The 26,626-nt window shown below is 73.9% G+C and carries 25 protein-coding genes; 10 read left to right on the top strand and 15 right to left on the bottom strand.

All coding sequences use genetic code 11. The features are described from left to right. Positions 1 to 6: 6 nt before the first annotated feature. The 3 genes from M1L56_RS07635 to M1L56_RS07625 form a co-directional block, all read right to left on the bottom strand. Positions 7 to 1,506 carry a M14 family zinc carboxypeptidase gene (locus M1L56_RS07635; protein ID WP_248598764.1) on the bottom strand — a complete coding sequence of 500 codons (1,500 nt, stop codon included), beginning with the start codon at positions 1,504 to 1,506 and terminating at the stop codon, positions 7 to 9. Then, positions 1,506 to 1,847 (bottom strand): hypothetical protein, encoded by a 342-nt coding sequence (locus tag M1L56_RS07630; RefSeq protein ID WP_248598763.1) that lies wholly within the window; start codon positions 1,845 to 1,847, stop codon positions 1,506 to 1,508. Before M1L56_RS07630 ends, M1L56_RS07635 begins: the two co-directional genes overlap by 1 nt. 143 nt (positions 1,848 to 1,990) lie before the next feature. After that, positions 1,991 to 4,066 (bottom strand): endonuclease/exonuclease/phosphatase family protein, encoded by a 2,076-nt coding sequence (locus tag M1L56_RS07625; RefSeq protein ID WP_248598762.1) that lies wholly within the window; start codon positions 4,064 to 4,066, stop codon positions 1,991 to 1,993. Between the two features lie 272 nt (positions 4,067 to 4,338). Between M1L56_RS07625 and M1L56_RS07620 the strand changes: the two genes are divergently transcribed. After that, on the top strand, positions 4,339 to 4,578 hold the full coding sequence (locus M1L56_RS07620; protein ID WP_248598761.1) for a hypothetical protein: 240 nt from the start codon (positions 4,339 to 4,341) through the stop codon (positions 4,576 to 4,578). A gap of 251 nt (positions 4,579 to 4,829) precedes the next feature. On the opposite strand, the gene M1L56_RS07615 is transcribed toward M1L56_RS07620, so the two are convergent. Further along, positions 4,830 to 4,985, bottom strand: a complete 156-nt coding sequence (locus M1L56_RS07615; RefSeq protein WP_157356673.1) for a hypothetical protein — start codon at positions 4,983 to 4,985, stop codon at positions 4,830 to 4,832. 154 nt (positions 4,986 to 5,139) lie between these two features. Here M1L56_RS07615 and M1L56_RS07610 point away from each other — a divergent pair, with 154 nt between their 5' ends. Further along, positions 5,140 to 5,649, top strand: coding sequence for a methylated-DNA--[protein]-cysteine S-methyltransferase (locus M1L56_RS07610; protein ID WP_248598760.1), 510 nt, complete (start codon positions 5,140 to 5,142; stop codon positions 5,647 to 5,649). A 64-nt stretch (positions 5,650 to 5,713) separates the two neighbouring features. Here the strand turns inward: M1L56_RS07610 and M1L56_RS07605 are convergent, their stop codons facing one another. Both M1L56_RS07605 and M1L56_RS07600 read right to left on the bottom strand, forming a co-directional pair. After that, positions 5,714 to 6,130 (bottom strand): CBS domain-containing protein, encoded by a 417-nt coding sequence (locus tag M1L56_RS07605; protein ID WP_067945501.1) that lies wholly within the window; start codon positions 6,128 to 6,130, stop codon positions 5,714 to 5,716. Positions 6,131 to 6,390: 260 nt separating this feature from the next. Continuing rightward, positions 6,391 to 7,332, bottom strand: a complete 942-nt coding sequence (locus tag M1L56_RS07600) for a DUF1214 domain-containing protein (protein ID WP_248598759.1) — start codon at positions 7,330 to 7,332, stop codon at positions 6,391 to 6,393. A gap of 525 nt (positions 7,333 to 7,857) precedes the next feature. Between M1L56_RS07600 and M1L56_RS07595 the strand changes: the two genes are divergently transcribed. After that, positions 7,858 to 9,429 (top strand): DUF2868 domain-containing protein, encoded by a 1,572-nt coding sequence (locus M1L56_RS07595; protein ID WP_248598758.1) that lies wholly within the window; start codon positions 7,858 to 7,860, stop codon positions 9,427 to 9,429. Beyond that, complete coding sequence (locus M1L56_RS07590; RefSeq protein ID WP_248598757.1) at positions 9,426 to 10,928, top strand: DUF3482 domain-containing protein; 1,503 nt, start codon at positions 9,426 to 9,428, stop codon at positions 10,926 to 10,928. The genes M1L56_RS07595 and M1L56_RS07590 overlap by 4 nt, the downstream gene beginning before the upstream one ends. Positions 10,929 to 10,989: 61 nt before the next feature. On the opposite strand, the gene M1L56_RS07585 is transcribed toward M1L56_RS07590, so the two are convergent. Together M1L56_RS07585 and M1L56_RS07580 are read right to left on the bottom strand one after the other, a co-directional pair. Further along, positions 10,990 to 11,448: a hypothetical protein gene (locus tag M1L56_RS07585; RefSeq protein WP_248598756.1), complete on the bottom strand. Its 459-nt coding sequence runs from the start codon at positions 11,446 to 11,448 to the stop codon at positions 10,990 to 10,992. A 130-nt stretch (positions 11,449 to 11,578) separates the two neighbouring features. Further along, the gene (locus M1L56_RS07580) at positions 11,579 to 12,469 is read right to left on the bottom strand and encodes a bifunctional helix-turn-helix transcriptional regulator/GNAT family N-acetyltransferase (RefSeq protein WP_248598755.1); all 891 of its coding nucleotides are present in this window, start codon (positions 12,467 to 12,469) and stop codon (positions 11,579 to 11,581) included. Between the two features lie 183 nt (positions 12,470 to 12,652). On the opposite strand from M1L56_RS07580, the gene M1L56_RS07575 reads away from it, so the two are divergent. From M1L56_RS07575 to M1L56_RS07565, 3 genes are all read left to right on the top strand, one after another. Continuing rightward, positions 12,653 to 12,871, top strand: a complete 219-nt coding sequence (locus M1L56_RS07575; RefSeq protein ID WP_248598754.1) for a hypothetical protein — start codon at positions 12,653 to 12,655, stop codon at positions 12,869 to 12,871. A gap of 163 nt (positions 12,872 to 13,034) precedes the next feature. After that, entirely contained in the window at positions 13,035 to 13,730 is a 696-nt protein-coding gene (locus M1L56_RS07570) for a nucleoside/nucleotide kinase family protein (protein WP_308198830.1), read from the top strand. Between the two features lie 37 nt (positions 13,731 to 13,767). Continuing rightward, positions 13,768 to 16,818, top strand: coding sequence for a DEAD/DEAH box helicase (locus tag M1L56_RS07565; protein ID WP_248598753.1), 3,051 nt, complete (start codon positions 13,768 to 13,770; stop codon positions 16,816 to 16,818). A gap of 57 nt (positions 16,819 to 16,875) precedes the next feature. On the opposite strand, the gene M1L56_RS16095 is transcribed toward M1L56_RS07565, so the two are convergent. Further along, on the bottom strand, positions 16,876 to 17,898 hold the full coding sequence (locus M1L56_RS16095; protein ID WP_248598752.1) for a GTP-binding protein: 1,023 nt from the start codon (positions 17,896 to 17,898) through the stop codon (positions 16,876 to 16,878). 57 nt (positions 17,899 to 17,955) lie between these two features. Here M1L56_RS16095 and ykgO point away from each other — a divergent pair, with 57 nt between their 5' ends. Continuing rightward, positions 17,956 to 18,078 carry a type B 50S ribosomal protein L36 gene (gene ykgO, locus M1L56_RS07555; RefSeq protein WP_067949122.1) on the top strand — a complete coding sequence of 41 codons (123 nt, stop codon included), beginning with the start codon at positions 17,956 to 17,958 and terminating at the stop codon, positions 18,076 to 18,078. Positions 18,079 to 18,123: 45 nt separating this feature from the next. Here ykgO and crcB read toward each other — a convergent pair whose 3' ends face one another. Genes crcB through M1L56_RS07540 form a run of 3 tightly spaced genes read right to left on the bottom strand, consistent with a single transcriptional unit; the run spans position 18,124 to position 19,543 of the window. Next, positions 18,124 to 18,516 (bottom strand): fluoride efflux transporter CrcB, encoded by a 393-nt coding sequence (gene crcB, locus M1L56_RS07550; RefSeq protein ID WP_248598751.1) that lies wholly within the window; start codon positions 18,514 to 18,516, stop codon positions 18,124 to 18,126. Next, on the bottom strand, positions 18,513 to 18,959 hold the full coding sequence (locus tag M1L56_RS07545) for a CrcB family protein (protein WP_248598750.1): 447 nt from the start codon (positions 18,957 to 18,959) through the stop codon (positions 18,513 to 18,515). The genes crcB and M1L56_RS07545 overlap by 4 nt, the downstream gene beginning before the upstream one ends. Then, positions 18,956 to 19,543, bottom strand: a complete 588-nt coding sequence (locus tag M1L56_RS07540) for a universal stress protein (protein WP_248598749.1) — start codon at positions 19,541 to 19,543, stop codon at positions 18,956 to 18,958. The genes M1L56_RS07545 and M1L56_RS07540 overlap by 4 nt, the downstream gene beginning before the upstream one ends. A gap of 79 nt (positions 19,544 to 19,622) precedes the next feature. Between M1L56_RS07540 and M1L56_RS07535 the strand changes: the two genes are divergently transcribed. Beyond that, positions 19,623 to 20,090: an isoprenylcysteine carboxylmethyltransferase family protein gene (locus M1L56_RS07535; RefSeq protein ID WP_248598748.1), complete on the top strand. Its 468-nt coding sequence runs from the start codon at positions 19,623 to 19,625 to the stop codon at positions 20,088 to 20,090. A 145-nt stretch (positions 20,091 to 20,235) separates the two neighbouring features. Further along, positions 20,236 to 20,442: a hypothetical protein gene (locus M1L56_RS07530; protein ID WP_248598747.1), complete on the top strand. Its 207-nt coding sequence runs from the start codon at positions 20,236 to 20,238 to the stop codon at positions 20,440 to 20,442. Positions 20,443 to 20,463: 21 nt separating this feature from the next. Here M1L56_RS07530 and M1L56_RS07525 read toward each other — a convergent pair whose 3' ends face one another. The 3 genes from M1L56_RS07525 to M1L56_RS07515 all read right to left on the bottom strand — a co-directional run bounded on the left by M1L56_RS07525 (position 20,464) and on the right by M1L56_RS07515 (position 26,542). Further along, a complete protein-coding gene (locus M1L56_RS07525; protein WP_248598746.1) occupies positions 20,464 to 21,909 on the bottom strand; it encodes a phosphotransferase in 1,446 nt (481 codons plus the stop codon). 46 nt (positions 21,910 to 21,955) lie between these two features. After that, positions 21,956 to 23,305, bottom strand: coding sequence for an MFS transporter (locus M1L56_RS07520; RefSeq protein ID WP_248598745.1), 1,350 nt, complete (start codon positions 23,303 to 23,305; stop codon positions 21,956 to 21,958). 93 nt (positions 23,306 to 23,398) lie between these two features. After that, positions 23,399 to 26,542 (bottom strand): M14 family metallopeptidase, encoded by a 3,144-nt coding sequence (locus M1L56_RS07515; RefSeq protein WP_248598744.1) that lies wholly within the window; start codon positions 26,540 to 26,542, stop codon positions 23,399 to 23,401. Positions 26,543 to 26,626: the final 84 nt, after the last annotated feature.

The raw sequence follows: 26,626 nt of genomic DNA, 5'->3' as shown, positions 1-26,626 counted from the left end.
CACGCTTCAGCCCCGCGCGCCCGCCTTCCCCTTCGCACCCGAACGTGCGGGTGCCTTCGCGCCCGGCGGCGTCGCCATGAGCCGCTCGACCGCCTTCGACATGGGCGTGCCGCGGAGCGCCTCGAGCTGCGTCTCGATCGCGCGGAGGTCCTTGCGGAGCCCCGGGTCCTCGAGTCGCGAGCGCAGCCGCCGCACCACGGCGAGGCCGGCGTCGACCTCGTCGTCGGTGAGCTCCGTCGCGTCATCCTTCGACAGCGCGGAGGCGCGCTTCACGAGCTCCGCCGTGTCCGACAGCAACTCGCGATCGCCGAGCATCGCCAGCACCGCGGGCCCCTCGACGCGCTCGAACAGCTCGATCCAGTCCCGCCCGGCATCCGTCGTCGACAGCAGCTTGTCGCGCACCTGCTGCAACGCCTTCACCTCGGCCTGCGCACGGAAGAACCGCGCACCGATCAGCTCGATCGCGCAGATGCTCTGCTGCAGCAGCGCGACCATGCCCGACTTCGCGTCGCGGATCACCGGGCGCGGGTCGGCCGGATGGAACGACTCCTCCGCGGTGCCCATCCACGGCCCGGTCTCGAACGTGAACCCGTAGGTCTTGCCGAGCGACGAACTCGCGATGTGGCGGCTGTAGACGTAATCGCTCCACGTGCCCGTCGTCGGGTACAGGCCGATGCTCGCCTCGCTCGTGTACGTGCGACCGCGCACCGCGGTGATCGCGTCGCGGATGCGGCCGCCGACCGTCTGGAACCGCTGCAGGTCGCGCGGCGAGAGGTACTCCTGGTACCCGGCGACCTGGATGGGCTGGCACTTCGGCGTCGGCAGCTTCGTGAAGTTCTTCTTCGGGTCGGTCGTCTGCGTCGGCGCATGCCCCCACGGCCAGAGGATCAGCTCGGAGTACGAGTGCACGTCGGCGAACGTCACGATCCGGTGCGTGTCGAGCAGGTGCTTGACGTTCCGGGTCTCTGGCTCGCTGAACGCGCTCGGCCCGGCGTAGACGTCGGAGCACGGCGAGCACGACGTCTGCCCCTGCGTCACCCCCCACAGGAAGTCGGCGTTGCGGTTGAGGTCGACGCCGATGCATGACGTCCCCGGGTTCGTCGCCCGGTTCTTGCGCCACATCCCGTCGACCGTCATCACGTGCACGCGCCCGTCGGGGTTCGCGCAGGGCACCAGCCAGATGTCGAGCGCCTCGAGGATGAGCTTCACGTCCGACGCCGGCCACGTCTTGCCGCCGTACACGAGGTCGCGGTTCGTCGCGTAGCTGACGAAGAGATCCACCGCCAGCTCGATGACCGCGTCGGGATTCATCAACTCCCGCGCATGCGTGCCGCCGACGAGCAGCACCCCGCGACGCTCCGGCCCGCCGCCCGCACGCAACCGCAGCGCGTGCACCGGCCGACCCTGAACGGATGCCTCGGGCAGCCTGATGCGCGTGAAGTACCCGGGGAACCACATCGCGAGCGACTGCATCTGCGAGTCGAGCTGCGCCACCGTCCGGTACATCAGCCCTCCTCCTCTCGCGGGATGCCGGCGATGCGGTCCTCGAGCCACCGCTCCGCCTCCTCGTCCGACGCGACCAGCGCCGGATCGACCGGTGCGATCGGCACCGTGCGCACGACCCGCACCTCGTACCCGCGCCGCACGAGCTCGGCGAGGTCGTCGGCGTTCACCACGACCCGCACCCCGCCCTGCGGGTCGGGAACGCGGTCGAGGTCGAGGTCGGCCACGCGCGCCAGCGCGGCCTCCCGTTCGCCCGGATGCACGGTCGCCTCGAACCGCTCGCCCTCGGGCGGCACGCCCGACGGTCGGCCGACCGCGTCGGCGTCATTCGATTGCCTGGCCATGAGTTCCCCCTCAAGACATGGCTCGCCCGGCCCGCCTCGCGGGCACGCCGAACGGGCTCCCCCCAGAACCCCTCGCGGCGGAAGCTACTCCGGTGCCATCGGCGCCGCAAGAGGCGCGTGCACGGCCGCCGGCGCGGCATCCGTCACGGGTCACGCGACACCACGCAGCTCACCGTGTAGGTGCCGTTCGAGATGGTGTCGAAGACCGAGATCGCCAGCGTGCGGCGCCGCTCTGACGGCTCGTTCGGCCGCAGCGCCGAGATCGGCCACGACTGCACGCCGTGCGCCGCCGACACGTCGTCGGGTTCGATGATCTCCAGGTCGAGGCTCGTGCAGAACGGGATCGACCGGCCCGTCCAGCCCCGCTGCACCGCCTCCGCGCGGATGCGCTCGGCCAGCCCCGGCAGGTCCTCGCCGGTGTCGGCGTCGTCCCACACCGCCTTCAGCAGGTGCTCGCCGTCGACGTACAGGTCGAGCTCCGGCTCGTCGGCGCCCGGCCAGTCCGGACCCGTCTCGTCGGCGACGTGCACGTGCACCCCGCGGTCCAGCTGCAGGTACGTCACCGGCGTCGACCAGCGAACCACCTGCCCCGTGTCCGAGTCGTCGTGCCGGCGCAGCGTCACGTAGATCTCGTCGTCCGCCGACGCGGTGAACACGTACTCGAGCGGCCCGGTACCGGAGTCGGCGCCGAGCGACGAGCCCGCGGCATCCTGCACCTCGATCTCGGCCGAACCGGACGGCAGCGTCACCGTCACGCGCTCCTCGCGCTGCGTCGCCATGAGCGTGCGCACCGGGTCGACGCGGAACCAGGCGGTGTCGTCGTCGCCCAGCCGTTGCCCCTTCGGGAACGGCGCCACCACGTCGAGGTGCGGCGGCAACGCGATCGCCGTCGCCCTCGAGTCGCCCAGGTGCTCGAGCACGATGAGCACGCCGTCGCCCGGCTGACCGCTCTTCGTGCGCATCGACACGAGCATCGGTTCGCGATTCACGAACGTGGACCCGTCCGGATCGATGACCCGCTCGAACTCGTCGTACGCGACCCGCACGGCCGCCGGCACGTCCGACGACGACAGCTGGTCGAGGCGAGTCAGCGGCCGCGAGACATCGGTCGCCGCGAAGACGTCGACCAGCAACGACGGGCTGTGATGGAACGTGTACGTGCCCGGCCGCGGCACCCACACCCACGAGCGCCCGCCCTCGACGGTGATCTTCGGCATCACCACCGACGCGAGCGACGTGCTCGGCTGCCCCGGCCCCGACGTGCCCGCGATGGATCCGACCGCGTCGAGGTCGACCGCCGACGTCGGCTGGCAGTGGTCGTCACGCCGCTGGATGATCGCCTCGAGCGCGTAGTGGTCCGACGTGCGCCGGTGGCCCACGCGCATGTGGTGGGCGACGAGGTCGACCCCGTCGATCGTCTTGAACCGGCAGATGTAGTCGAGCCGCTGCTCGGCGTGCGTCTCGCGGTTGCGGTTCGTGAAGCCCGGGTCGAGATCAGCGGATGCCGCGGGCGGCCGCATCTCGATCCACCCGTCGGCGAAGAGCTCGCCGAACGGGTCGCCGGGGTTGTCGAAGACGTCGAACCACTCGTCGCTCGTGGCATCCGCGTCGCCCCGGATGTTGAGGTCGCCCGCCACGATCACGTTCTGCCAGCTGCCCGGATGCGGGCCGAGCACCTCGGCGACCAGGTCGCGGATCTCGGCGAGCTGGCTCTTGCGGATGTCGCGGTACTGCTCCTCGGTGTCGTACGCCGCCTGCAGGTGGGTGAACACCAGCGTCGTCTCCTCCGCCGGCACACCGACCTGCACGAGCACGGCGGCCTTCGACGCCCAGCTGTCGGCGCCGGCGTCGTCGGCGTAGAAGCGCTCACGGTGGATCCCGCCGCCCGGCAACGGCAGGAACGGCAACCGCGAGAACACCATGAGCCCCGAGTCCTCCTCGAGGTCGCCCTGGTGGATCGACTCGATCACGTGCGGCCATACCCCGCTCAACTCGTCGAGGAGCACCTGCCGCCCGTCCTCGCTGAACACCTCGTTCAGCGCGATCACGTCGGGCCGCTCGTCGGGCGGGAGGTCGAGCAGGTCGTCGGCGACGCGCTTCGCCTGCGCCTCCGAGTCGGCCACGGTGCCGGGCAGCAACCCGATGACGGCCGCGGGGATGCTCACCGTGCCGGCCGTCACCCCCGCGATCACCGGCAGCAGCTGGACGTTGAACGTCATGAGTCGAAGCGGGCGCATCGTGCACCGTCCTCCACGGTCCGGCCGGCGGCGACCGCGCGGCGCAGTGGTCCGGCGCGGGGTCGCGGTCGCGGGCGCGTGCGCGTGACACGAGGCGGCCGGCGGTCTCGCCCGGCTGAACGCGGTCAGCGTACGCCTCGACCCGGGCGGCGCCCTCAGGGCGGACCCGGACGCAGCGCCCTGAACGGGCGCAACCCCGTGCGGCCCGCGCCGCGGCGACCTACCCTGAGCGCATCGACGAACCGGAGGACCGCATGAGCGACGACACCGACCGCGACCGCGACCAGCAACGCCGCGGCGACGACGACCTGCCCGACGACCGGAACTTCGCCGACAGCGCGCGCGAGCAGGCGCGGCTCAAGGCCGAGCACGACCGGGAACTCGGCGTCGACCCGTGCTTCGAGGGCGCGAACATCACCGAGAGCGACGGCCCCGACCTCGAGGCCGGCCCCGACCTCGACACCGGCGGCGGGCACCGCACACCGCGCGACTGACGCGCCACTCGGGCGTACGCGGCATCCCCTCGCCAGCGCGCATTGCGCGCCCCCTGTCAGGCCGGACGCGAATGGTCGGAATGCGCACAGCGTTGCGACCATTCGCGCCCGACGCGGCCGGGGCACCGCGCCACGCAGGCGCGCCGGCGCCCGAGCACACATGAGAATCCGCCGGATGCGCGCCCCAGGGCGCCCATCCGACGGATACTCATGCAGCAGTGCGCGCGGCGCCGGGCGCCGCCGCGCCGGCCTCACTCCTCGACGCCGGGCTCCCCGCCGTCGAGCCCGCCGTCGGTGGACTCGCTCATCGGGTCGGCGTTGTCGGGCGCGCCGGGCGTCTCGGGCGACTCGGGGTCGCCGGGCTGCTCGTCGCGGTACTCCTCGTCGGGGACGTTCGTGTCGCTCATCGCTCGCTCCTTCGTGTCCGGGCGTCGGTGCATCCACCCTTCCGCGTGCGGGGGCGCGCCGTCACCGGGTTGACAGGCGCGCGGTGCCGTTCACGTCCGATTCCCGCGACATCCGCTCGCCCGCCGTGCGCCCGCCGCGGGTGAGAATCGACGCATGACCCGCCGCCACGCGACGCTGCCGACCGCGCTCGGCGACCTGCTCGTGGTCGCCGACGACGGCGGACTCGCGGGCGTCTACTTCCCCGACCACTGGCATCCGCCGGCCCCGGGCACCCTCGGCGCCGAGGTCGACCCCGCGCACGACCCGCTCATCGCACGGTTCGCGGCCGAGCTCGACGAGTACCTCGACGGACGCCGCACGGCTTTCGACCTGCCGCTCGCGCCGGTCGGCGACGACTTCCAGCAGGCGGTGTGGCGGATGCTGCGCGAGATCCCGTACGGGCAGACCGTGACCTACGGCGCTCTTGCGACGCGGCTCGGCGACCGCAACCTCGCCCGCCGCGTGGGCAACGCGGTGGGGCGGAACCCGATCAGCATCGTCGTGCCCTGCCACCGCGTCGTCGGCGCCGACGGGTCGCTCACCGGCTACGCCGGCGGATTCGAGCGCAAGCACCGCCTGCTCGAGCTCGAGGGTGCCGCGGTCGTGCAGCGTCGGCTGTTCTGACCCGGCGCAGGAAGCGGCGGACCGGTCGCGATTGCGTCCGGCCCGCCGCGGTTCGGGGAACTGCTCAGTCCTCGGAGATCTCGGCGACGGTCTCGCCGGTCGCGCCGGCCGAGAGCGACCGGGCGATGTCGGCTTGGCTGATGATGCCGACGAGGTCGTGCCCGTCGATCACCGGCAGACGCCGCACCTGGTGCTGCTGCATCATCTCGAGCGCCTCGCGGATGTCGTCGTCGGCGCCCACCGTCACGGGCTTGCCCTCGGCGAGGCTGCCCGCGGTGACGCTCGACGGGTCGCCGCCGTCGGCGATGCACTTCACGACGATGTCGCGGTCGGTGAGCATGCCCTTGAGGCGGTCGTCGTTGCCGCAGATCGGCAGCGCACCGACGTCGAGGTCGCGCATCTTGCGTGCGGCGTCGACCAGGGTCTCGTCCTCCTTCACGCAGGTCGGGTCGGGCGTCATCAGGTCACGTGCGACGGTCATGGGTACGTCCTCTCTCGTGCTCGTGTCGCCACGGTAGGCACGGGCAGCGGATGCCGCACGGGGGTTGACGCGCCCGCCCCGCCTGCGGCATCCGCTGCTCACCCCGGCCGCGGCATCCGCTGCTCGCCCCGGCTGCGGCATCCGCTGCCCGCCACTCGCCTCGGGCGCGATTCGTCGCTGGGCGCGGCCGATTCCGGCGATTCACGTCCGCGGAGCGCCCCGAGCGCGCCGAGCGCCCCGAACCACGCCAGCCGCGAGCGCTACGCGACCGGCCGCGCCTCCGGGAACGTCCACGACCCGTTGACGACCTCGGCCCGCGGGCGGTACAGCCGCACGACGTAGTTCCAGCCGTCCATGATCCCGAGCCGGTTCGGTCGCCCGTCGTCCGGCCCGCCGAAGTGCACCGTGACCGTGCCATCCGCGTTGCGATCGGCCGTGACGCTGTTGACGCTGACGAGCCCGCCGGCGTCCTCGAGGTAGCCGTCGGCGTTGTAGACCGTGATCGACCAGAACGCGTCGACGGGCACGTCGCCGACCGTGAGCGCGTACTCGCCCACCGGAAGCCGCGGCTCGACGTTGACGTAGAACGCCTCCGACGTCGGCAGCCCGCCCCAGCCCGCCGCCGTGCCGATCAGGTGGTGCACCGGGTCGACCTCGTCGCGCCGCCCGAACGCGCCCGCGAACCCGCCGAGACCGCGGGCGAGGGTCAGCAGCGCCTGCCGCGTCTCGGTGAGCGTCGCCTCGTCCCACGCGGGCATCGCATAGGGCTCAGCGGATGCCGCGTCGAGGGCGAACCCGTCCTGCAGGGCGTTCACGGCCGTGACATCCGCTTCGTCATCGGGGTCGACCAGGATGCGCGCCGCGAGCAGCACGTACCGCGACCCGAGCTCGTCGGCGGAGAGCCGATGCTCGCCCGGGTCGTGCAGCACGAGCGGGATGAAGTGGTCCTCGGTCACGACCATCACCGACAGGTACCGGTCGCCGGGGTCGGGGATCGTGAGCGTCGCACCCTGCGACGCGTCGACGAGGACCGTGCTGTACAGCGTGTCGCGGTTCTGCCGGATCACCGGCTGGTTGTCGAGCGGCGTGGGCGTGCGGTTGTGCAACCACTGCCCCGTGCCGCCCGCCTGGCCGACGATGGCCGCGAACATGCGGCTCGTCTCGGCGCGCGCGAAGTTGTCGACATTGACGTGCTCGGCCATCCGGGTTCCCCTCGATCCGTCGGCGTTCCTGCGATCACCATAACCACGGGCGGGCCCGCTTCGCGAGGGGACGCGACACGCCGCGCGGGCCGCGCGGGCGGCGGCGTGTTGCGTCCCCTCGGCGGGCGCGAATGGTCGGTATGGGGCGCGCGAAGTGACGATTCGCGTCCGACGCGGGGATGAGGTGGGACGCGCGAGGTGGCGGGCCCCGATTCACGAGGGGACGCGACACGCCGCGCGGTCCCGCGCGGGCGGCGGCGTGTTGCGTCCCCTCGGCGGGCGCGAATGGTCGGTATGGGGCGCGCGAAGCGACCATTCGCGTCCGACGTGAGGCGAGGTGGGTCGCGCTAGGCGAGCCCCGCCTGCCGAGGGGACGGGACACGCCGCGCGGCTCGCGCGCGCCACGGCGTGTTGCGTCCCCTCGGCGAGGCAGGGGCGGCGGCAGGGCCGGGGCGGGGGCGGCGCCGGCCCGCGGCATCCGCAAGCCCCATGGTGCGCGCCACGCGCCCGCATAGAGTGACGCGTATGGACGAGCAGGCCGCCCTCGAGGTGACCGCCGCGCGCGCCGTCGAGACCGGCGAGCGCGACCGGGTGCTGTGGTCCGACGCCGACCGCGAGTGGGCGAGCCGCGCGGCCGCCGCGATCGTGGGGGAGCGCGCGAGCGCCGACGCGTTCCTCGCCCGCCGCGCGCAGCTCGTGCTCGAGCGCATCGGCACGCGGCAGCCCGGCGTGACGCGCACGGTGCGCGGCATCCGTTGGCGCCCGTGGGTGGGCGTCGCCACGGTGCTCGGCGCGTTCGTGCTGGGCGTCGTCGTCGACCGCATCGGCGGCGGGTCGAGCATCAATCTGCTCGCGCCGCCGGTGTTCGCGCTCGTCGCGTGGAACCTCGTCCTGTACGTGTGGCTGTTGCTCCGGCGGGTGGTGCTCCGCGGTGGTGCGGTCGGTCCGGTGCGGGCGGTGCTGATCCGCGCGGCGGCCGTGCGCGGTGCGGTCGAGGGATGGCGCGGCGACGGCGCCGTCGCCCGGCGGTCGGTGCTCACCGGCCTGCCCGGCGAGTGGGCGCGCATCGCCGCGCCGCTGTACTCGGCCCGCGCCGCGCGCGTGCTGCACCTCGCGGCTGCGGCGACGGCGCTCGGCGTGATCGCGGGCCTCTACACGCGCGGGCTCGCGTTCGAGTACCGCGCCTCGTGGGAGAGCACGTTCCTCGGCGCCGAGCAGGTGCACGCGCTGCTCGCCGTCACGCTCGCGCCCGGTTCGCTGCTCACCGGTATCCCGGTGCCGGACGTCGCCGCGATCGAGGCGATCCGCGCACCCGCGAGCGAGAACGCCGCACCGTGGATGCACCTCATGGCCGCCACCGTCGTCGCCGTCGTAGTCGTGCCGCGGCTCGTGCTCGCGCTCGCCGCGTGGCTCGTCGAGCGTCGTCGGGCGCGCAGTGTGGCGCTGCCGCTCGGCGACCCGTACTTCCGGCGGCTCGTGTCGGCGTGGGTGGGCGAGCCGACGCCGGTGCGCGTCATCCCGTACAGCTACACGCTCGCCGCCGACGCGCGCGCCGGCCTCGAGGCGGTGCTCTCGCGCGCGTTCGGCAACGCGCCGGCCGCCATCGAGCGGTCGGTCGCGTGGGGCGACGATCTCGGCGATGCGAGCGGCGGCGGCGCGACGGCGACGGATGCCGCGGGCCCGGCCGGCCTGCGCCTGCCCCTGTTCTCGCTGACCGCGACCCCCGAGGAGGACGCGCACGGGCGGTTCCTCGACGAGCTGACGGGGGTCGCGGCATCCGCTCGCCCCGCGGCGCCCGGCCGTCCTGCCGCCCCCGGCCGCCCGGCCGCCGCCGCCCGCTCGGCCGCCGCCCGCCCCACCGACCCCGGGGCCACCACCGTCGCCCTCATCGACGAGTCCCCGTTCCTCACCCGCTGGCCCGACGACCACGCCCGCCGCGAGGCGCGCCGCGCCGCCTGGCGCGAGCTCGTCGAGGCGCACGGCGCCACCGCCCTGTTCGTCGACCTCGCTGACCCCGACCCCGAGCGGGCGGCCGCGCAGCTCGCGGAGGCGGCATCCGTGGACGCACCCCGCCCCGACGGGCGGAGCCGGCGATGACCGCCGCCGACGTGCCGGGCCGCGACGCGGGCGCCGTGTCGCTCTCGCTGATCTCGCACACGAACGCCGGCAAGACCACGCTCGCGCGCACGCTCCTCGGCCGCGACGTCGGCGAGGTGCGCGACGCCCCGCACGTCACCGCCGAAGCGACCCCGTATCCGCTCGTGCAGACCACCTACGGCGACCTGCTCACCCTGTGGGACACGCCCGGCTTCGGCGACAGCGTGCGCCTCGTGCGCCGTCTGCGGCAGGACCGCAACCCGATCGGCTGGTTCCTGTCGCAGGTGTGGGATCGCTACCGCGACCGCGCGCTGTGGCTCAGCCAGCTCGCGGTGCGCAACGTCGCCGAGCAGGCCGACGTCGTGCTCTACCTGGTGAACGCCGCCGAGGAGCCCGACGACGCCGGCTACCTCGGCCCCGAGCTCGAGGTGCTCGAGTGGATCGGCAAGCCCGTGCTCGTGCTGCTCAACCAGACCGGCCCGCCCCGCGAACCGGCGGTCGAAGCCGCGGATGCCGCGCGCTGGCAGGCCGCGCTCGCCGACCGGCCGCACGTGCGCGGCGTGCTCGCCCTCGACGCGTTCGCCCGGTGCTGGGTGCAGGAGTTCACGCTGTTCGACGCGATCGACGACCTCGTCCCAGATGGCTCGCAGGCGGCGTTCGGGCGCCTCGCCGCCGCGTGGCGCGACCAGCGCATGGACGAGTTCGAGCGGTCGATGGCGGCGCTCGCGGGGCCCATCGAGCGAGCCGCGGCCGACCGGGTCGTGCTGCCGGCCGAGCCGCTCTCGTCGCGCGTCGGCGGGTCGTTCGGGTTGCCGAACCCGGCTCGGTCGCAGGCGCGAGCGGATGCCGCGGAGCGGATGTCGGCCCGACTGCGCGACGACCTGCGGGCGAGCACCGACGAGCTCATCGCCATCCACCGGCTCGAGGGGCGCGCGACCGACGCGGTGCTCGAGCGCGTCGCCGACGACGTGCACGTCGATGCGCCGCTCGACGAGGGCCGGACGGCCGCGCTCGGCGGCGTGGTGTCCGGGGCGCTCACCGGGCTCGGCGCCGACCTCGCCGCGGGCGGACTCACGTTCGGGGCGGGCATGGTCGCGGGCGCGATCGTCGGCGCGCTGGGCGGCGCGGGTCTCGCACGCGGCGTGAACGTGTACCGGGGTCGCAGCGACGCGAGCCTGCGGTGGGAGGACGCGTTCCTCGACGGACTCGTGACGTCGTCGCTGCTGCGGTACCTCGCGGTCGCGCACTACGGCCGCGGGCGCGGCGCCTGGACGGAGGGGGAGTACCCGCCGTTCTGGCGCGAACTCGTCGTCGAGGCCGTCGTCGCCGAGCAGGAGCGGCTCGCGGTCGTGTGGGCGCAGACGCGCGAGTCGCCCGGGTCGCGCGGCGACGACGAACGGATGCGGCAGGAGCTCGAGGCGGTGCTCCGATCGCTTGCGCTCGGCCTGCTCGACCGCCTCTACCCGGGAGCGCTCCGCGAGGTCGAGTTCAGGAGCTGAGCGGCGTCGGGGCAGCGTCTGCCGGCCGCGAGCCGCGGCATCCGTCGACGCGCGGGGTTGCTCAGGATGCGCGGCGGGATGCCGCCGGGCCGGTGCTCCACAGCGCCCAGGCGACGAGCACCGGCTGCAGGAACAGTCGCAGGAACCGCGCCCGGTCGGTCCGCATGAACGGCACCGGCCGCCCGCTGCGCCAGTGGTGCACGTTGCCCGGGAACACGGCGACGAAGAACGCGGCGACCGCGGCGCCCACCCTGCGCCGCTCGCGCTCCGGGGCGACGGCGGTCGCGGTGCCGAGCAGGACCTCCGCGATGCCCGACGTGACCACCACGACGTCCTTCCCTGCGCGGTCGGATGCCACCCAGTCGGGCACCGCGATGCGGAACCCGCGGCGCCCCCAGCTCAGGTGCGAGACCCCGGCGAAGACGAGCAGGCCCGCGAGCAGCCAGCGCGCGACGGTGCGGACGACCGAGGGGCGGGCGGGAGAGGCGGGACGGCCGGCAGGGCGGCTTCGGCGGGGCATCGCCCCAGTCTCGCAGGCGGCCGCTGCACCGCAGCCGCAGCATTCGCGAATGCAGCAGAATCCGCATCACAGCGCCCCAGCGGCATCCGTCGCCGGGATTTCTCATGCCGCGCGCGCGGACCCGCGCGGGTCAGTCGAGCGGCTTCTCGAACCAGAAGTCGGCGTAGCGCTCGCCGTTGAAGTCGTCGATCTCGACGTACCCGTTCGCGCGGTACAGCGCGATCGCCTCGGTGAGCGTGCGGTTCGTGTCGAGGCGAGCGGACGCCGCGCCGAGCCGCCGCGCGGCCGCCTCGGCCTCGCGCAGCAGCCGTGCCCCGAGCCCGATGCCGCGCGCGTCGGGCGAGACCCAGAGCCGCTTGATCTCGGCGTACTCGTCGCCGTCGCGGCGCTTCACGCCGACGCATCCGACCACGGTGCCGTGCAGGAACGCGACGAGGAACGCGCCCTGCGGCTCGCGGAACTCGTCGTCGCTCGTGAGCCGCGACTGCCCGGGGTCGAACCCGACGTCGAACCGCGTCGCGAGCTCGGCGAAGTACGCGTCGATGCTCGCTCGCGCGGCCGGCTCGGCGGGGTCGACGACGCGCACCTCGACGGCCGACGCGGTCATGAGGCGTCGCACCTCGTCCATCGCGTCGAGCAGCCGGGTGCGCTGCCGGTCGGTGAGGGGGTCGAGGATGCCGCGGGCGAGGTCGTCGGATCCGCGGTCGAGTTCGGCCCGCTCGGCGCGGCCGAGCTCGGTGAGCCGCACGACGCGGACACGGGAGTCGTCGGCGGCGGGCTCGACCCGCACCAACCCGTCGGCCTCGAGCGCCCGGAGCTGCCGGCTGAGGTATCCGGAGTCGAGCCCGAGCCGCTCGCGGAGGTCGCGGAGCTCGGCGCCCTCCGGCCCGGCCGCGCCGATCTCCCAGAGCAGGCGAGACTGCCCCAGGGGTCGGCCGCGGGCGAGGTAGTGGTCGTCGAGCGCGCCGATGCGCTCGGTGACCGTGCGGTTGAACTCGCGGACCCTGGTGATGCCGTCCATATCTCTGACTTTAGTCAGAGGTATGGCCACGATCAAGCACGGGCTCAGCGGGACTCAGGGCCCCCACCCGCCCGGGTCTCGGGTCACCACGGATGCCGCCACCGGACGATCGCGCGACCCTCGACGTATCCACCACCGACGGGCCCTATCCCGCAGCATCCGACCACCGGAGGGATCGAGACCATGGACCTCGCGAACCACCACCTGGCCCAGTCGACGCAGGCCGCCGACGCCCGGCGCGCCGAGCGCGTCAACGAGTACCGGCGCATCGCCGCCGAGCGCCGCGCCGAGGAGCGCACCACGGCGACGGGCGCCACGGCGTCGCTCCCGCAGCGGATCTGGCACGCGGTCATCGAGGCCGCCACCCTGCAGCACTCCCGGGCCCACCGCCTGTCGCACTGAGCCGTCCTCGGAGGCGCGTCACGCCGCCGGCGCGCCGCGGGGGGACGCAACACGCCGCGGGCCGCCGGCCCGGCGCGGCGTGTTGCGTCTCCCCGGTGGATCGGTGGGTCGGGGGAGCGCCACCCCCTCGCGCGGCGGGCGACCGTGCCCCATGCTGGGGAGCATGGACTCGCCGGACGCCGCCCCGTCGCACGTCTCGGTCGCCCTCGGGGCGCTCGCCGAACTGGCGCGCGACGCGCTCGCCGCGGCATCCGCCCACCGCGTCGTGATCGGCATCACGGGCAGTCCCGGGGCGGGCAAGTCGACGCTGGCCGATGCGCTCGTCGCCCGGTTGAACGAGACGGATGGCGCGGGGCTGGCGGTGCACCTGCCGATGGACGGGTTCCACCTCGCCAACGCGACCCTCGACCGGCTCGGCCGGCGCGACCGCAAGGGCGCCATCGACACCTTCGACGGATGGGGCTTCGCGGCGCTGCTCGCGCGCGTGCGGTCGGAGACCGACCACGTCGTCTACGCGCCGGGCTTCGACCGCCGCATCGACGAGCCCGTCGCGGCCGAGATCGCGATCGAACCCGACGCGCGCATCGTGGTCGTCGAGGGCAACTACCTGCTCGTCGACGAGGATCCGTGGCGGCAGGTCGACGAGCTCGTCGACGAGGCGTGGTTCGTCGAGGCGACCGAGGAGGATCGGCTCCGCCGGCTCGTCGCCCGGCACACCGAGTTCGGCCGGACCCCGGAGGCGGCCCGCGCCTGGGCGGTCGAGGTCGACGGAGCGAACGCCCGCATCATCGAGCCGACGGTCGCGCGCGCCGACGTGGTGGTCTCCGGCGCGACCTGGGACGTCGCGGTCAGCGGTTGACGCGCCCGGCGTCGGCGGCGGGTGCGAGCATGGGTGCATGCCCGAACCCGAGTCGCCCGCATCCGGTGCGCGCGGCGCGACGGTCGCCGGTGCGACCGACGGCACGGACTGGCGCGCCCGGCTCGAGGGCCTGACCGGCGCCCGCGCCGACGCGGCGGTCGCGGGCGAGCGTCCGCTCGGGCTGCAGTTCGAGCTCCGGCGGCGCGTGCTGCGCCGGCCGGGCCAGTTCCAGGGCGCGCGCGACGAGCCGGCCCGCCGGGCGGCATCCGTCGACCGACTCGGCGTGCGCCCCGTCACGCGCGGGTCCCGCGGCGCCTGGATCAAGGCGGGCCTCACATGGCAGAACATCGCCTACCAGGGCGAGTCGGGCGGGTACGACCCCGCACAGGCGCGCTGGTTCGCCCAGTTCGCGGCGCTCAAGGGGTCGCCCGCGGGCGGCATCCCGACGTGGGGGTCGGAGCTCATCACGGTCGACGAGTACGCGTCGCCGCTGTTCTGGGCGCTCCTGGCCGAAGCGCGGCGGCTCGGCGTGCACCTGGTGGGGGCGGATGCCACGCCCGACGTCCGGCTCGCCGCGGCGGCGTGGGTCGGGCTCGAGGCGACCGTCGACGCCGAGGGAGCGCTCGCCCTCGTGCCGACGGTCGACGTGGATGGGGCGGCGTCCCCGGTCGCGCACGCCCGGGCGGTCGGCGAGCACGGCGTGTACCGCTTCGACTTCGACACCGGGGTGATCGAGCTGGCACCCGTCGCGGGTGGGGCGACGTCGGCGCAGCTCGCGCTGCTCGGCGGCGGCGGCGTGCTGCACGTGCCCGCCGCCGACCTCGACGAGTTCCTCCGCGCCCACCATCGCGTCCTCGCGCGCACCCTCCCGATCCGCAGCAGCGACGGCAGCTTCGCGCCGCCGCCCGCCCCGTCGGCCGAGCTCGTCCTGACGGCGACGCACGCGCCTGCGGGGTCGCTCCGGCTCGCGTGGGCGTGGGACCACGGCGACGGCCGGACGAGCCCGCTCGCGGCATCCGTCGACCCGGTGCGCTTCGACGGAGAGCCGGCCGAGGCGCGCGCCGCCGTGATCGCCGCTGCCGTGGGGGTGCTCGCCGGCTTCGAGGCCGACCGCGACGAGACCGCCGAGCGGGTGCGCGCGGTGCTCGAGCACGCGCGCGACGACGAGGTCGAGCTGCACGACGCCGACGCGGCCGCGTTCGCCGACCGCGTCGTGCCGCGGCTCGAGGCGCTGGGCCGCGTCCGCGTCGAGGTGGTCGGTGACCCGCCCGATTACCGCGAGCTCACCGACCGGCCGACGTTCGCCGTCACGACGGTCGAGTCCCGCCAGGCCGACTGGTTCGACCTCGGCGTGCTCGTCACCGTCGCCGGCCGGACGGTGCCGTTCATGCCGCTCTTCCGCGCGCTGTCGACGGGCGCGCGGCGGCTGAAGCTCGTCGACAACTCCTACCTGTCGCTGCGCCGTCCCGAGTTCGACGAGCTCAGGGAACTCCTCGACGAGGCCGGCACGCTCGCCGAGTGGGAGACGGGGATGCGCATCCACCGCAGTCGCGCGAGCCTCTGGGCCGACTTCGAAGACCTCGCGGATGCCGCGGAGCCGGCCGTGAGCTGGCGCGCCACCGTCGCCGGCCTCGCCGACGATGCCGCGGTCGAGCCGCTGCCCGAACCCGACGGGCTCGCGCTGCCGCTGCGCCCGTACCAGCTCGACGGGTTCCGCTGGCTGGCCTTCCTCTGGCGGCACCGGCTCGGCGGGATCCTCGCCGACGACATGGGGCTCGGCAAGACCGCGCAGACCCTCGCGCTCGTGCAGCACGCGGTCGATGCCCGGGGGCGCGGCGCCCCGTTCCTCGTCGTCGCGCCGACATCGGTCGCATCGAACTGGGTCCGCGAGGCCGCGCGCTTCACGCCCGGGCTGCGCGCGGCCTCCGTCACCGCGACCGAAGGCGCCGGGCGCCCCACGATCGCCGAGGTCGCCGCCGACGCCGACCTCGTGATCACGACGTACGCCGTGCTGCGCCTCGACGCCGACGCGTTCGCGGCGCTCGAGTGGGGCGGGCTCGTGCTCGACGAGGCCCAGTTCGTGAAGAACCCGGCGACGAAGGCGCACGAGGCCGCCCGCGGCATCCGTGCGCCGTTCCGCCTCGCGGTCACCGGCACGCCGGTCGAGAACCACCTCGGCGAGCTGTGGGCGATCCTGAACCTCGTCGCGCCGGGGCTGTTCCCGTCCCGGCGCGCGTTCGACGAGCGGTTCCGCCGCCCGATCGAGGAGGACGGCAACGCCGAACGTCGCGACCTGCTCCGCCGCCGCATCCGCCCGCTCATGCTGCGCCGCACCAAGGAGGCCGTCGCGCCCGAGCTGCCCCCCAAGCAGGAGCAGGTGCTCACCGTCGCGCTCGCCCCGCGCCACCGGCGCCTGTACGACGCGACCCTGCAGCGCGAGCGGCAGAAGCTGCTCGACCTGCTCGACGACGACCTCGACCGGCAGCGGTTCATCGTCTACCGGTCGCTCACGCTGCTGCGCATGCTCGCGCTCGACGCATCGCTCATCGACGAACGGCACGCCGGCACGCCGTCGGCGAAGCTCGACGCGCTGTTCGAGCAGCTCGACGACGTGCTCGCGGAGGGGCACCGGGCGCTCGTGTTCAGCCAGTTCACGTCGTTCCTCGGCCGGGTCGCGGGCCGGCTCGAGGCCGAGGGCGTGCCGTACGCGTACCTCGACGGCGCGACGCCGGCCCGCGCCCGCGATGAGGAGGTCCGGCGGTTCCGCTCGGGTGCGGCATCCGTCTTCTGCATCAGCCTCAAGGCCGGCGGGTTCGGGCTCAACCTCACCGAGGCCGACTACGTGTTCCTGCTCGACCCGTGGTGGAACCCGGCGAGCGAGCAGCAGGCCGTCGACCGCGCGCACCGCATCGGGCAGGACCGCCGGGTCATGGTCTACCGGCTCGTCGCGGAGGGCACGATCGAGGAGAAGGTCATGGCGTTGAAGGCGCGCAAGGGCGAGCTCGTCGCGTCGGTGCTCGACGGTGATCCGGGGGCGACGGATGCCGCGCTCTCGGCGGCCGACGTGCGCGAACTGCTCGACGGGTGACCCGGGTCAGCGACGGCGGGGCGGGGCGGCGGCGCCGGCGACCGCGGCGGCGCCGGCTCAGGCCTCGACCCACCGGGGGAGCGGGTCGGGGATCCGCGACCACGCGCCCGGCCCCTCGAGGAGCTCGCGGTCGCTCAGCACGCACGCGTCGAGCGCCGCGGTGAGCCCGGCGGTGTGGAGCCTGATGCCCGTGAATACGAGGTCCTGACCGGTGCTCGCGAGCTCCGGCGACGCCTCGTCCGCCGCCAGCGGGTCGAAGGTGATCATCGAGCCGACCTGTTCCCACAGTGCCGCCCGGCCCGGACGCGTCGCGAAGCGGCAGAAGCCCGCCGAGCGGACCAGGGTGCCGTACCGGTGCCCGGAGAGGTCGCCCTCGAGCAGGTGCATCAGTCGCCCCGTGTGGAACGGCCGGGGCTGCTCGTAGCGGAAGGTGCGGACGTCGGGGTCCGTGAACACCGGATCGTGCTCGTCGTTCAGCGCGCGCACCCACCCCGGGCGGTCGCCGTACGGCGTGCGGCCGCGCCGGGTCGCCGGGACGACCACCGTGCTGCCGCGCAGGACGATGCGGGCGGTGGGGTTCAGGTGCGACAGCAGGGCGGTCAGCCTGGTCAGCCGGCCGGTCGGCACGCGCTCGTGGTCGACGACGAGGACGAGCTCGGCGAACTCGAGGTGCTGGACCGTGATCGCGGCCTCCGCGACGAGCTCGGGTCCCTCCGGGGCCGCTCGGTCGAGGTAGGTCTGTCGGCCGAGGCGGCTGATGATGCTCGCGGCGTCCACGACGGTGACCACGGTCGCATCGCCCGCGCCGTCGGATGCCGCCCCGATCACGTGGGTCACGTCGACGTCGCCCGGGACGGGGACGACCGCCCGCGCGGCGGGCTGCGTGCCCTCGAGTGCGGCGATCAGGTCGGCGACCTCGGATGCCGCGGACGCATGCCCGGCGATCACCCGCGCGAGCCGCGCGCCGGTCGCGGCGGCGAGCTGCTCGGCGTACGTCTCCCGGGCCGCGGTCTCGGCGCCGAGGACCAGGGTGAGCCCGGCCGACCTGCTGACGAACGAGGAGGGGTCGAAGTGGGGCACGGCGGTTCCATCCAGTACGGTTGTTGAGAATCGTTCTCAACAGTATCGGAGATCCGCATGAAGGTCCGCGCCTCGCTCAAGTCGCTCAAGAACCAGCCGGGAGCCCAGGTCGTCCGGCGCCGCGGTCGCGTCTACGTCATCAACAAGCTGAACCCGCGATTCAAGGGCCGCCAGGGCTGACGGCCGCGCAGCGCAGACGGCGCGCCCCGGCGCGAGACTCCGCTCTCACGCCACGGTGCCGCCGAGCAGCCCGCCGAACCAGAGCCCCGCGAGCGCCGCGAGCGTGCACGCCACGACCACGCCGAGCCCGTTCACGACGGCCGCTCGGTAGCGGCGCTCCTGCGCGAGCCGGACGGTCTCGACGCTCGCGGTGCTGAACGTCGTGTAGCCGCCGAGGAGGCCAACTCCGAGCGCCGCCGCCAGAGCGGGCGCGAGCCAGCCGCTCGCCGCGACGCCCGTGACGATGCCCAGTGCGAACGAGCCAGACAGGTTCACGAGTGCGGTGCCGATCGGGAAGGTGCCGCGGGTGCGGGCCCGCACCAGCCCGTCGAGGAGGAACCGCAGCGCCGCGCCGACCCCGCCGAGCAGGGCCGTCGCCACGAACAGCAGCGGCGTCACGACGACGCCCCCGGTGCACCGCCGCCGCCCGGCCGGGCGGCGAGCGCCGCGCCGACCCCGATGCCCGCCACGCTCAGCGCCGCACCGAGCACGACCGTGCCGAGCGCGTACGCGATCGCCCACCCCGCGAGTCCGGACACGGCGAGCAGTGCCGTGGCGGTGGCGAGGGCGCTGTAGGTCGTGAACCCGCCGAGCACCCCCGTGCCGATGAGCAGGCGGAGGTCGCGGCGCCGGCCTTCGTCGGGGCCCGACCGCACGAGCACCTCGAGCAGCACGCCGAGCGCGAAGGCGCCCGCGAGGTTGATCGCGAACGTCGTGGCCGGGAATCGGGCGAGGTCGGGCGCGAGGAGCAGCAGGGCCTCCCGGAGCGCGGTGCCGACCGTGCCGCCGGCGGCGACGAGCCCGAGCGAGCGCCACCGGCGATGCGGCGGGGCCGCGGTCACGACTCGGAATCCCAGGGCAGCGCCGCGTCGAACCCGACCGGGGCGAGCGGGATGACCACGACCGGTCGGTGCTGGCGGTGCGCGAGGTGCGCCGCGACCGACCCCGTGAACAGCTCGCGGAGGCTGCCGCGGAGCCCGCCGGAGTGCGTGCCGACGACGATCATCGCGGCGTCGAGCGTGTCGGCGAGCCGGGCGAGCGCGTGCGCCGGGTCGCCCGCGAGCGCGCGCGTCTCCCAGGCGACGCCCGTGGGGTCGAGCAGGCGGCCGAGGCGCGACTCGAGGTCGGGGTCGATGCGGTCGGCACCGGCGGCGCGGCCCGTGGTTCCCGCGGCATCCGCCTCCGGCAGGGAGAGCTCCGGGAGGTGCACGTCCGGCAGGTCCGCCTCCGGCACGTCGGGGTCGACGGGCGCCGAGCGGATGCTGCCGTCCGGCCGCTCCTCGACGACGTACCGCCCGCGGTCCACCGTCGCGCACACCAGCCGCGCGTCGAGCTGCGCGGCGAGGGCCGCCGCCTGGATCACGACCGCGTCGGGCTGTCCGGGCACGACCCCGACGACCAGGGTCCGGTGCGGTGATGCGCGCATGTGACCTCCGGGGCCAGCCTCCCACAGACGGGCCGCGGTGGGCAGGCTCGCAGCGCGCGCGACGCGCGAGAATGGAGCCGTGAAGGATCGTGCGAACTGGCTCGTCGCCCTGCAGTTCCTGCTGATCGGGGTGCTGCTGATCGTGCCGTTCACGGTGCCCGGCGCCCCCCTGTGGAGCGGGCAGCAGTCGGCGGTGCTCGCGGTGCTGCTCATCATGGTGGGCATCGTGCTCGCGGGTGCCGGGGTCGCTGCGCTCGGCCGCGACCTCGTGCCGTGGGTGGCCCCGCGCCCGGGCGCGCGGCTCCGCACGACCGGCGTGTACCGGCTCACGCGCAACCCGATCTACGTGGGCCTGCTGGTCGCCGCCGCGGGCTGGGTGATCTGGTTCGCGCGCATCGACCTCATCGTCGCCTGGGTGGCGCTCGTCGTGGTGCTCGCGGTGAAGGCGCGCATCGAGCAGCACCGGCTGGTCGACGCGTTCGGCGACGAGTACGTCGACTACGCCGATCGCACGCCGCTCATGCTCTGGGCCCGCGGCATCCGCTGACCTCGGCGGCAGCGCCGCAGCCCCCACAGGCGCCGCCAGCGGAAGCGCCCGACGCCCGAATCGCAACCCCTGTCGGCCCGCATCGCCCCGGTCGTACGCTCGGCCCAGGAGGTGGTGTTCGATGGTGAGTTCCACGGATCCGCAGATGGACCCCCAGCAGCAGCCGCGCGGCCGCGAGGAGGGCATCCCGCTCGACCCGGGTTCCGACGGCGAGGAGACCCCGCTCGACGAGGACCTCGACGAGACGGCGCTCGATTCGGCTGAGGCCGACCGGCGCGCCGCGGAGGACGGCACGGTGGGCGAGGCCCACGACCTGCCGAACCCGGGTGCGGCCGACGGCGGTCGGGTGTAGCAGCGGGCGACGGATGCCGCGTCAGGCCGGGTCGCCCACGCGATCCGGTGCGTCCGCGGCATCGCGATCCGGTGCGCCCGCGGCATCCGTCGACGCGCGCAGCGGCCCGCTCTCGAGCAGCTTCGCGATGGCCCGCAGCGGGATCGGCGCCCAGTCCGGCCGGTTGCGCGTCTCGTAGATGGCCTCGTACACGGCCTTGTCGAGCTCGAACGCCGCGAGCAGGTCGCGGTACCGGGCCAGGTCCATGCCCGACGCGGCGACGTACCCGTCGATGAAGGCCTGCCGAGCGGATGCCGCCCAGGCGCGGGCCTCCTCGGCCCGCTCCGGGTGGACGAGCTCGGTTGCCCCGGCGACGTAGTCGAACGAGCGGAGCATCCCGGCCACGTCGCGCACCGGGAGGTCGGGGCGTCGGCGCTCGTGCATGGGGCGCATCGGCTCGCCCTCGAAGTCGAGGATGAGCCAGCCGCGCCCGGGCGCGAGGATCACCTGCCCGAGGTGCAGGTCGCCGTGGACGCGCTGCAGCTCGGGCCAGGCCCCCGCCTGCGCGCGAGCGTAGAAGGCGTCGATCGCGTCCCGGTGGGGAGCGATCGCGGGCACCTCGTCGACCGCGATGCCGAGTCGCCGCTGCCACGCCGCCGTGACCGCTTCGACGAGGTCACCCGTCGCCGGCTCGCGCTCGAACAGCTCGCCGAGCGACAGGTGCACCTCGGCGACCGCGACCCCGAGCGCGCGGGCGTCGTCGGCGAAGTCCTGCCCGGCGGCCGCGGCGAGGAGGGCGACGCGCCAGGCGTCCTCGACGCCCGGCAGGAACTCCTGCGCGAACGCGAGGTGACCGCGGGCGCGCCCGTCGGGCCGCCCGGTGTCGTCCCACTCGCCGATCACGTCGCCCACGCTCCCGGGCACGTGGCGCGAGCCCGACGCCGCGAGCGCGGTCTGCAGGGTCACGTCCGGATTGTCGCCGTGGTGGAGCTGCCGGTACACCTTGCAGATCACGGGCGCGGCGCCGTCGGGCCGGTAGACGATCGAGGTGTTCGACTGCTCGCCCCCGAGCACCGTCGCGGACACGCGAGCGCCGCGGGGCGCGGCATCCGTCGCCCCGGAGAAGTGGCCCGCCGCCCACGCGCCGTGCGCGACCGCGCGGCCCTCGCCCACGATGAGCTCGAGGAGCGCGTCGGTGAACGCGGGGTCGTGCGGCCCGTCGTAGAGCGCGGTGCCGTCGTCGAGCCGTGCGATGCAGTGAGCGGATGCCGCCGGCACGGCCGCGCTCCGCTCCACGACGGGGACCTGGTACAGCACGGGCGGTTGCGACGCCTCGTCCATGACCAGCAGCGACCGCACGCGGACGCCCGCCTCGTCGACGGGCAGCTCCCACGACCCGATCTCACGCAGCTGCGGCGTGTGCCCCTTGCCGCCGAACCACCGCTGCTGCGGCATCCACTCGGCGATCGCGGCCACGGCGCTGTCCATGCCTGAACCCTATGGCCGCGGCCATCCCGAGTCGAGGAGCCACGCGTCAGGCCCCGGGGCGCCCGCGGTCGCGTCGGCGCACGCGGGGCGCGTCGAGCCCGACGTGCACGCGCGTGCGTCGCCGCTCGATCACGATGAACAGGCTGCCGAGCAGCCAGAGCGGCACCTGCGTGAGGAACGCGAGGCGGAACGCGTCGAGCGTGTAGCGGTCGGGGGTGCCGGCGCCCTGCGCGTCCATCGCGATGCCGATCAGCAGGATCGCGAGGAGCGCCGCCAGGAACCCGCCGACGTTCGTGATGCCCGTCGCGGTGCTGAGCCGGTGGCGCGGGTTGAACGTGCGCGCGTGGTCGAAGCCGATCATCGACGCGGGGCCACCGGCGCTCATCGCGAACGCGAGCGCGAACAGCAGCCACAGCGGCGCGGTGCCCGGCCAGGCGATGACGACGAGCCACGCGACGACCTGGATGCCGATGAGCGGCAGCACGAGCAGCCGCGAACGTCGCATCGGGTGGCGGCTCGAGAGCGCGCCGATCACCGGGCCGACGAGGACGCCGAAGACGACGTAGACCGTGAAGAGCAGCGACGCCATGCCCGTCGTGAGCCCATGCCCGATCGTGAGGAACGGGAAGCCCCAGAGCAGCACGAACGCGGTGCCCGAGAACGGCGTCGTGAAGTGGGACCAGAACGCCAGCCGCGTGCCGGGGTGCGCCCACGACTCGCGGAACCCCTGCCGCAGGTCGGCGGACGAGCGGACCACGTGGATCGCGCCCGTGACGGTGTCGACCGAGACGTCGGCGACGCGGCCCGGGGGACGGTTGCGGATCACGGCGAACGTCAGGACGGTGAAGAGCACGCCGAGCCCGGCGAGCGACCCGAACGCGACGCTCCAGCTCGTCGCATGGAGGAGCGCGGCCAGCGGCAGCACCGCGATGATCTGGCCGGACTGGCCGACGAGCCCGGTGAGCTGCACCATGAACGGCGCCTGCCGTTCCGGGAACCAGACCGCGATGACGCGCAGCACGCTCGGGAAGACGGCGGCGTCGCCGGCCCCGAGGAGCATGCGCGCGAAGATCGCCCACCCGACGTCCGGGGCGAACGCGAGCAGCAGCTGGCCGATCGCCATGAGCAGCATGCCCGCGGTGATGACCGGGCGCGCGCCGAACCGGTCGAGCAGCAGGCCGACCGGGATCTGCATGCCGCCGTACACGGCGAGCTGGATCACGGCGAACATCGACAGCGTCGACGCGTCGGCGTCGAAGCGGACCGCGGTGTCGACGCCGACGGCCGCGAGCGACGTGCGGTTCGTCACCGACAGCACGTACGCCGCGACCCCGACGCCCCACACCAGCCAGAGCCGCCACGTGGGGGCTGTGGGGAGGGGGGTCGGGGTCGTCACGTTGCTTCGAGGCTACCCGTCGGCACGAGCACTGACGAACGGATGCCGCGCGAGGGTCGCCCCCGCGCGGCATCCGGTCGCCGACAGCTCGGGTCAGCTGCCGAAGTGGGCGAGGATGCGCCCGGCCACCTCCGCCCGCTGCTCGTCGGTGGCCAGCTGCTCGAGGCCGAAACCGAACAGCAGGGTGTCCTCCGTCGCGACGACCGAGGCGAGCTCGGCCAGGCCGTCGGAGCGCTCCCAGTCGGAGAAGTTCGCCGGGCTGCCCTCGGGCGGTCCGAGCACCTCCCACGCTCCCAGCCCGGACTCGAAGCCCTCGGCGTCGGTGACGGTGTCCGTGCCGGTCACGAGCTTCGTGTCGTCGAGGATCGCACCGAGCCCGCCCGAGGCCGGGTCGGTCACGTAGCTGACCACGAGTTCGACCTCCTGGCCGGCGTACGCGCTCAGGTCGAACGAGACGGGGATCCAACCCCCCGACGAACCGGTCATCGCGTTCCAGTCGCCCGTGTCGCCGGTCGGCGTGCACGGATTGCCGGGCGTGAGGTAGTTCAGCAGCCACGGGTGCAGGTCGAGCAGGAAGCCCGCCTCGCACTCCGTCGGCACGTCGGTGCTCGTCGCACCGCCCGCCTCCGGGAGCGTCGTCCAGTCGTCGGTGCCGACGGGACGGACCTCGACGATGACGTTGTCGTAGCCCGGCTCGAGGTCGTAGGCGATCTGCGCCTCGAACCTCGGCGAGTCGGCCGCCGAAACGCCCGCCAGGTCGAACGTGCGACCCAGCCGCTGGTAGCCGTCGTCGACATGCCCGGCGGCCGCCGCCCACTCGCCCTCGACCGCGCCGAACGGGTCGGGATACTCCGCCACGCCGTCGCTCGCGAACTGCGGGAACTCGTCGACCGGGAGGACGTCGCTCGTCACGACGAACGAGCCGGCCTCGTCGACCGGGTTGTCGACGGTCGCCGGACCGCCGAACGTGAGCGAGACGTCCTCCAGCGGCGGCGCGATGCCGACGGTGCCCTCCTCCTCGCCGACGTCCGAGCGCGAGAACGCGCCCATCCAGTACTGCGTGAAGTCGTCGGCGAGCAGCAGGCAGTCCGCGAACGGATCCGCGGTCACCGCGCACTCCTGATCGGGAGCGCCGTCCAGACCGTAGTAGATCCCGCCGAACAGGCTCCCGCCCAGACCGTAGTACCCGGTGGTCTCGCCGGCGTATGCGAGCTTGCCGCCCTCGTTCAGGTAGTCGCGCATGGCGATCGTGAGGTACTGCTGGCGTTCGGCGACGGCGAGGTCCGGCAGCTGCGACGACCCGTACCGGATCAGCTCGTCCTCCGGGTCCTGCGTGAGCCGGTTGTCGCCCAGGTACCAGAGCGCCGCGTCGAAGTGCGACAGCACGCCGAGGTGGTGCGGCACGCCCTGCGCGTCGACGTCCCACGTGGCGGGGGTCACGCCATTGGCCTGCAACGCGGCCACGTGCTCATCGAGGTACTTCGGCCCGTCGGTGCCCGCCGGGTAGGTCGGGTTCACCCCGGTGTAGTCCTCGTTGGCGACCACCAGCACGGGACTGCCGCTGTCCTCGACGAGCTCGTACGTGAAGCGCTCGCTCTGGACCGGCCCCGCCTTGCCGGGTCCGGCGCCCTTGCCGGTCGCGGTGCCCGTGAACCAGACCTCGACCCGGTCACCGGGCTTCGCACCCTTCACGAGCCCGCGGTACTCGGCGTAGTAGTCGTCGTTCTCGTCGCCGTAGCGCTCGCCGCCGGTCCACTCGCTGAGCGCGCCCGTGACGGGCTTGCCGCCGTTGATCGAGTACACGAGCTTCATGGCCTTGAGGGCGCGCTTCGCCGTCACGGCGACGGGTTGCGGGTCGCCGTAGGACACCTCGAAGCTGTCGACCACGAAGTTCTCGGCGGTGCGATCGACGACCGAGACGGGGTCGTCGGGGTCGACGGCCGACTCGGCCACCGCGAGCGCGAACGGGATGTTCTTCTCGTACTCCGCCTGAATGAGCTCCTCGTCGTCCGGGAAGTTGAAGACGCTCTGGCAGGCCGACGGCTCCCACTGGTCGTCGGGGTCGACCGCGGACGCCGACTGGCAGGTCGACATCTCCGGCGTGAAGCCGAGCGTGCCGTGCGCCTCCTGCATGTGGGAGTCGGTGTCGCCGTTGGTCGTGTACAGCTCGGCCGAGATGTCGGGGTCGTAGCCCGGGATGGCCGGGTTCGCGTCGTCGCCCACCATCGCCTCGTAGATCACGTCGTCGGGCGACGGCGTCGCCACCTGCCATCCGATGCCGTGCAGGATCAGCTCGGCAGCCGAGTGGTAGTTCACGAGGAACTCCGGCGTGATCGCTGCGAACAGGTCGTCGAGGGCCTGGGTCTCCGGCTCCGATGCGGGGCTCGGACCGCGATAGGTATCACTCGCCGGGTTGGGCGAGGAGCCCTCGTTGTCGTATCCCCAGCGGGTGGGGAAGTTGCGGTTCAGGTCGACGCCGTCGCCGACGGTGATCTGGCCGTCGCCGTTGTTGTCGGCCAGGTTCTTGCGCCAGAGTCGGTTGCCGGGCTCGAACGTGAAGTCGTAGCCGTCGGGGTTGGCGACCGGGATGAACCACATCTCGGTGGTGTTCACGAGGTTCGTGATCCGCTTGTCGGTGCCGTAGCCGTTCAGCACGTCGTCGAGCAGTCGGCGCACCATCTCGGGCGTGATCCACTCCCTCGCGTGTTGTGCACCGACGAAGACGGTGGCGGGCCGCTTCCCGTCCTTCACCTTGGCGGGGTTCTTCGTGACCCGCACGGCCGCGATGTCGGTGCCCTGCACGGATTCGCCGAAGACGACGAGCTCGGCGATCGTGGGGTGATCGGCCGCCTGCTGCTGCAGTTCCTCCAGGATGCCGCCGTCGCCGAGGTACCGGTCGTACACCGTCTGCTGCACGCCGAAGGTGCGCATCCGCGACTCCGGTGCCGCCTTCGCCTCGAGTTCGGCGCCTGCCGCAGCGAGCTGGTCGGCCTGCTCGCCGCTCAGGATGACCTCGACGGCGACCTCACCCGGCTCGCCCTCGACCGGAGTGGCGACGACGTCGTGACGGTCGACGCCGAGCTCGACGAGTGCGGCCATGCCGTCGCCGTCGAGGGTGCCGGTGTAGACCGACAACAGGTCCCCGCCGTCGGGTGGTGGACTGGCGGTCGCGGGTGCGGCGCTCACCCCCGTGACGACGAGTGCAGCGGCCGTGGCGATCGCGAGTCGACGGAACATGGAACCCCCCCCTTGGTTCAGACATGAACGTCGCTCATGTTGCACCCGCGTCCGGGGGGCGTCAAGAGCAATGCGGAGATCGGG

It is taken from the genome of Agromyces sp. C10 (genome assembly GCF_023217995.1).
GTDB lineage: Bacteria > Actinomycetota > Actinomycetes > Actinomycetales > Microbacteriaceae > Agromyces > Agromyces indicus.
The sequence above is the reverse complement of the archived record's forward strand: the minus strand, read 5'-3'. Positions and strand labels throughout refer to the sequence as shown.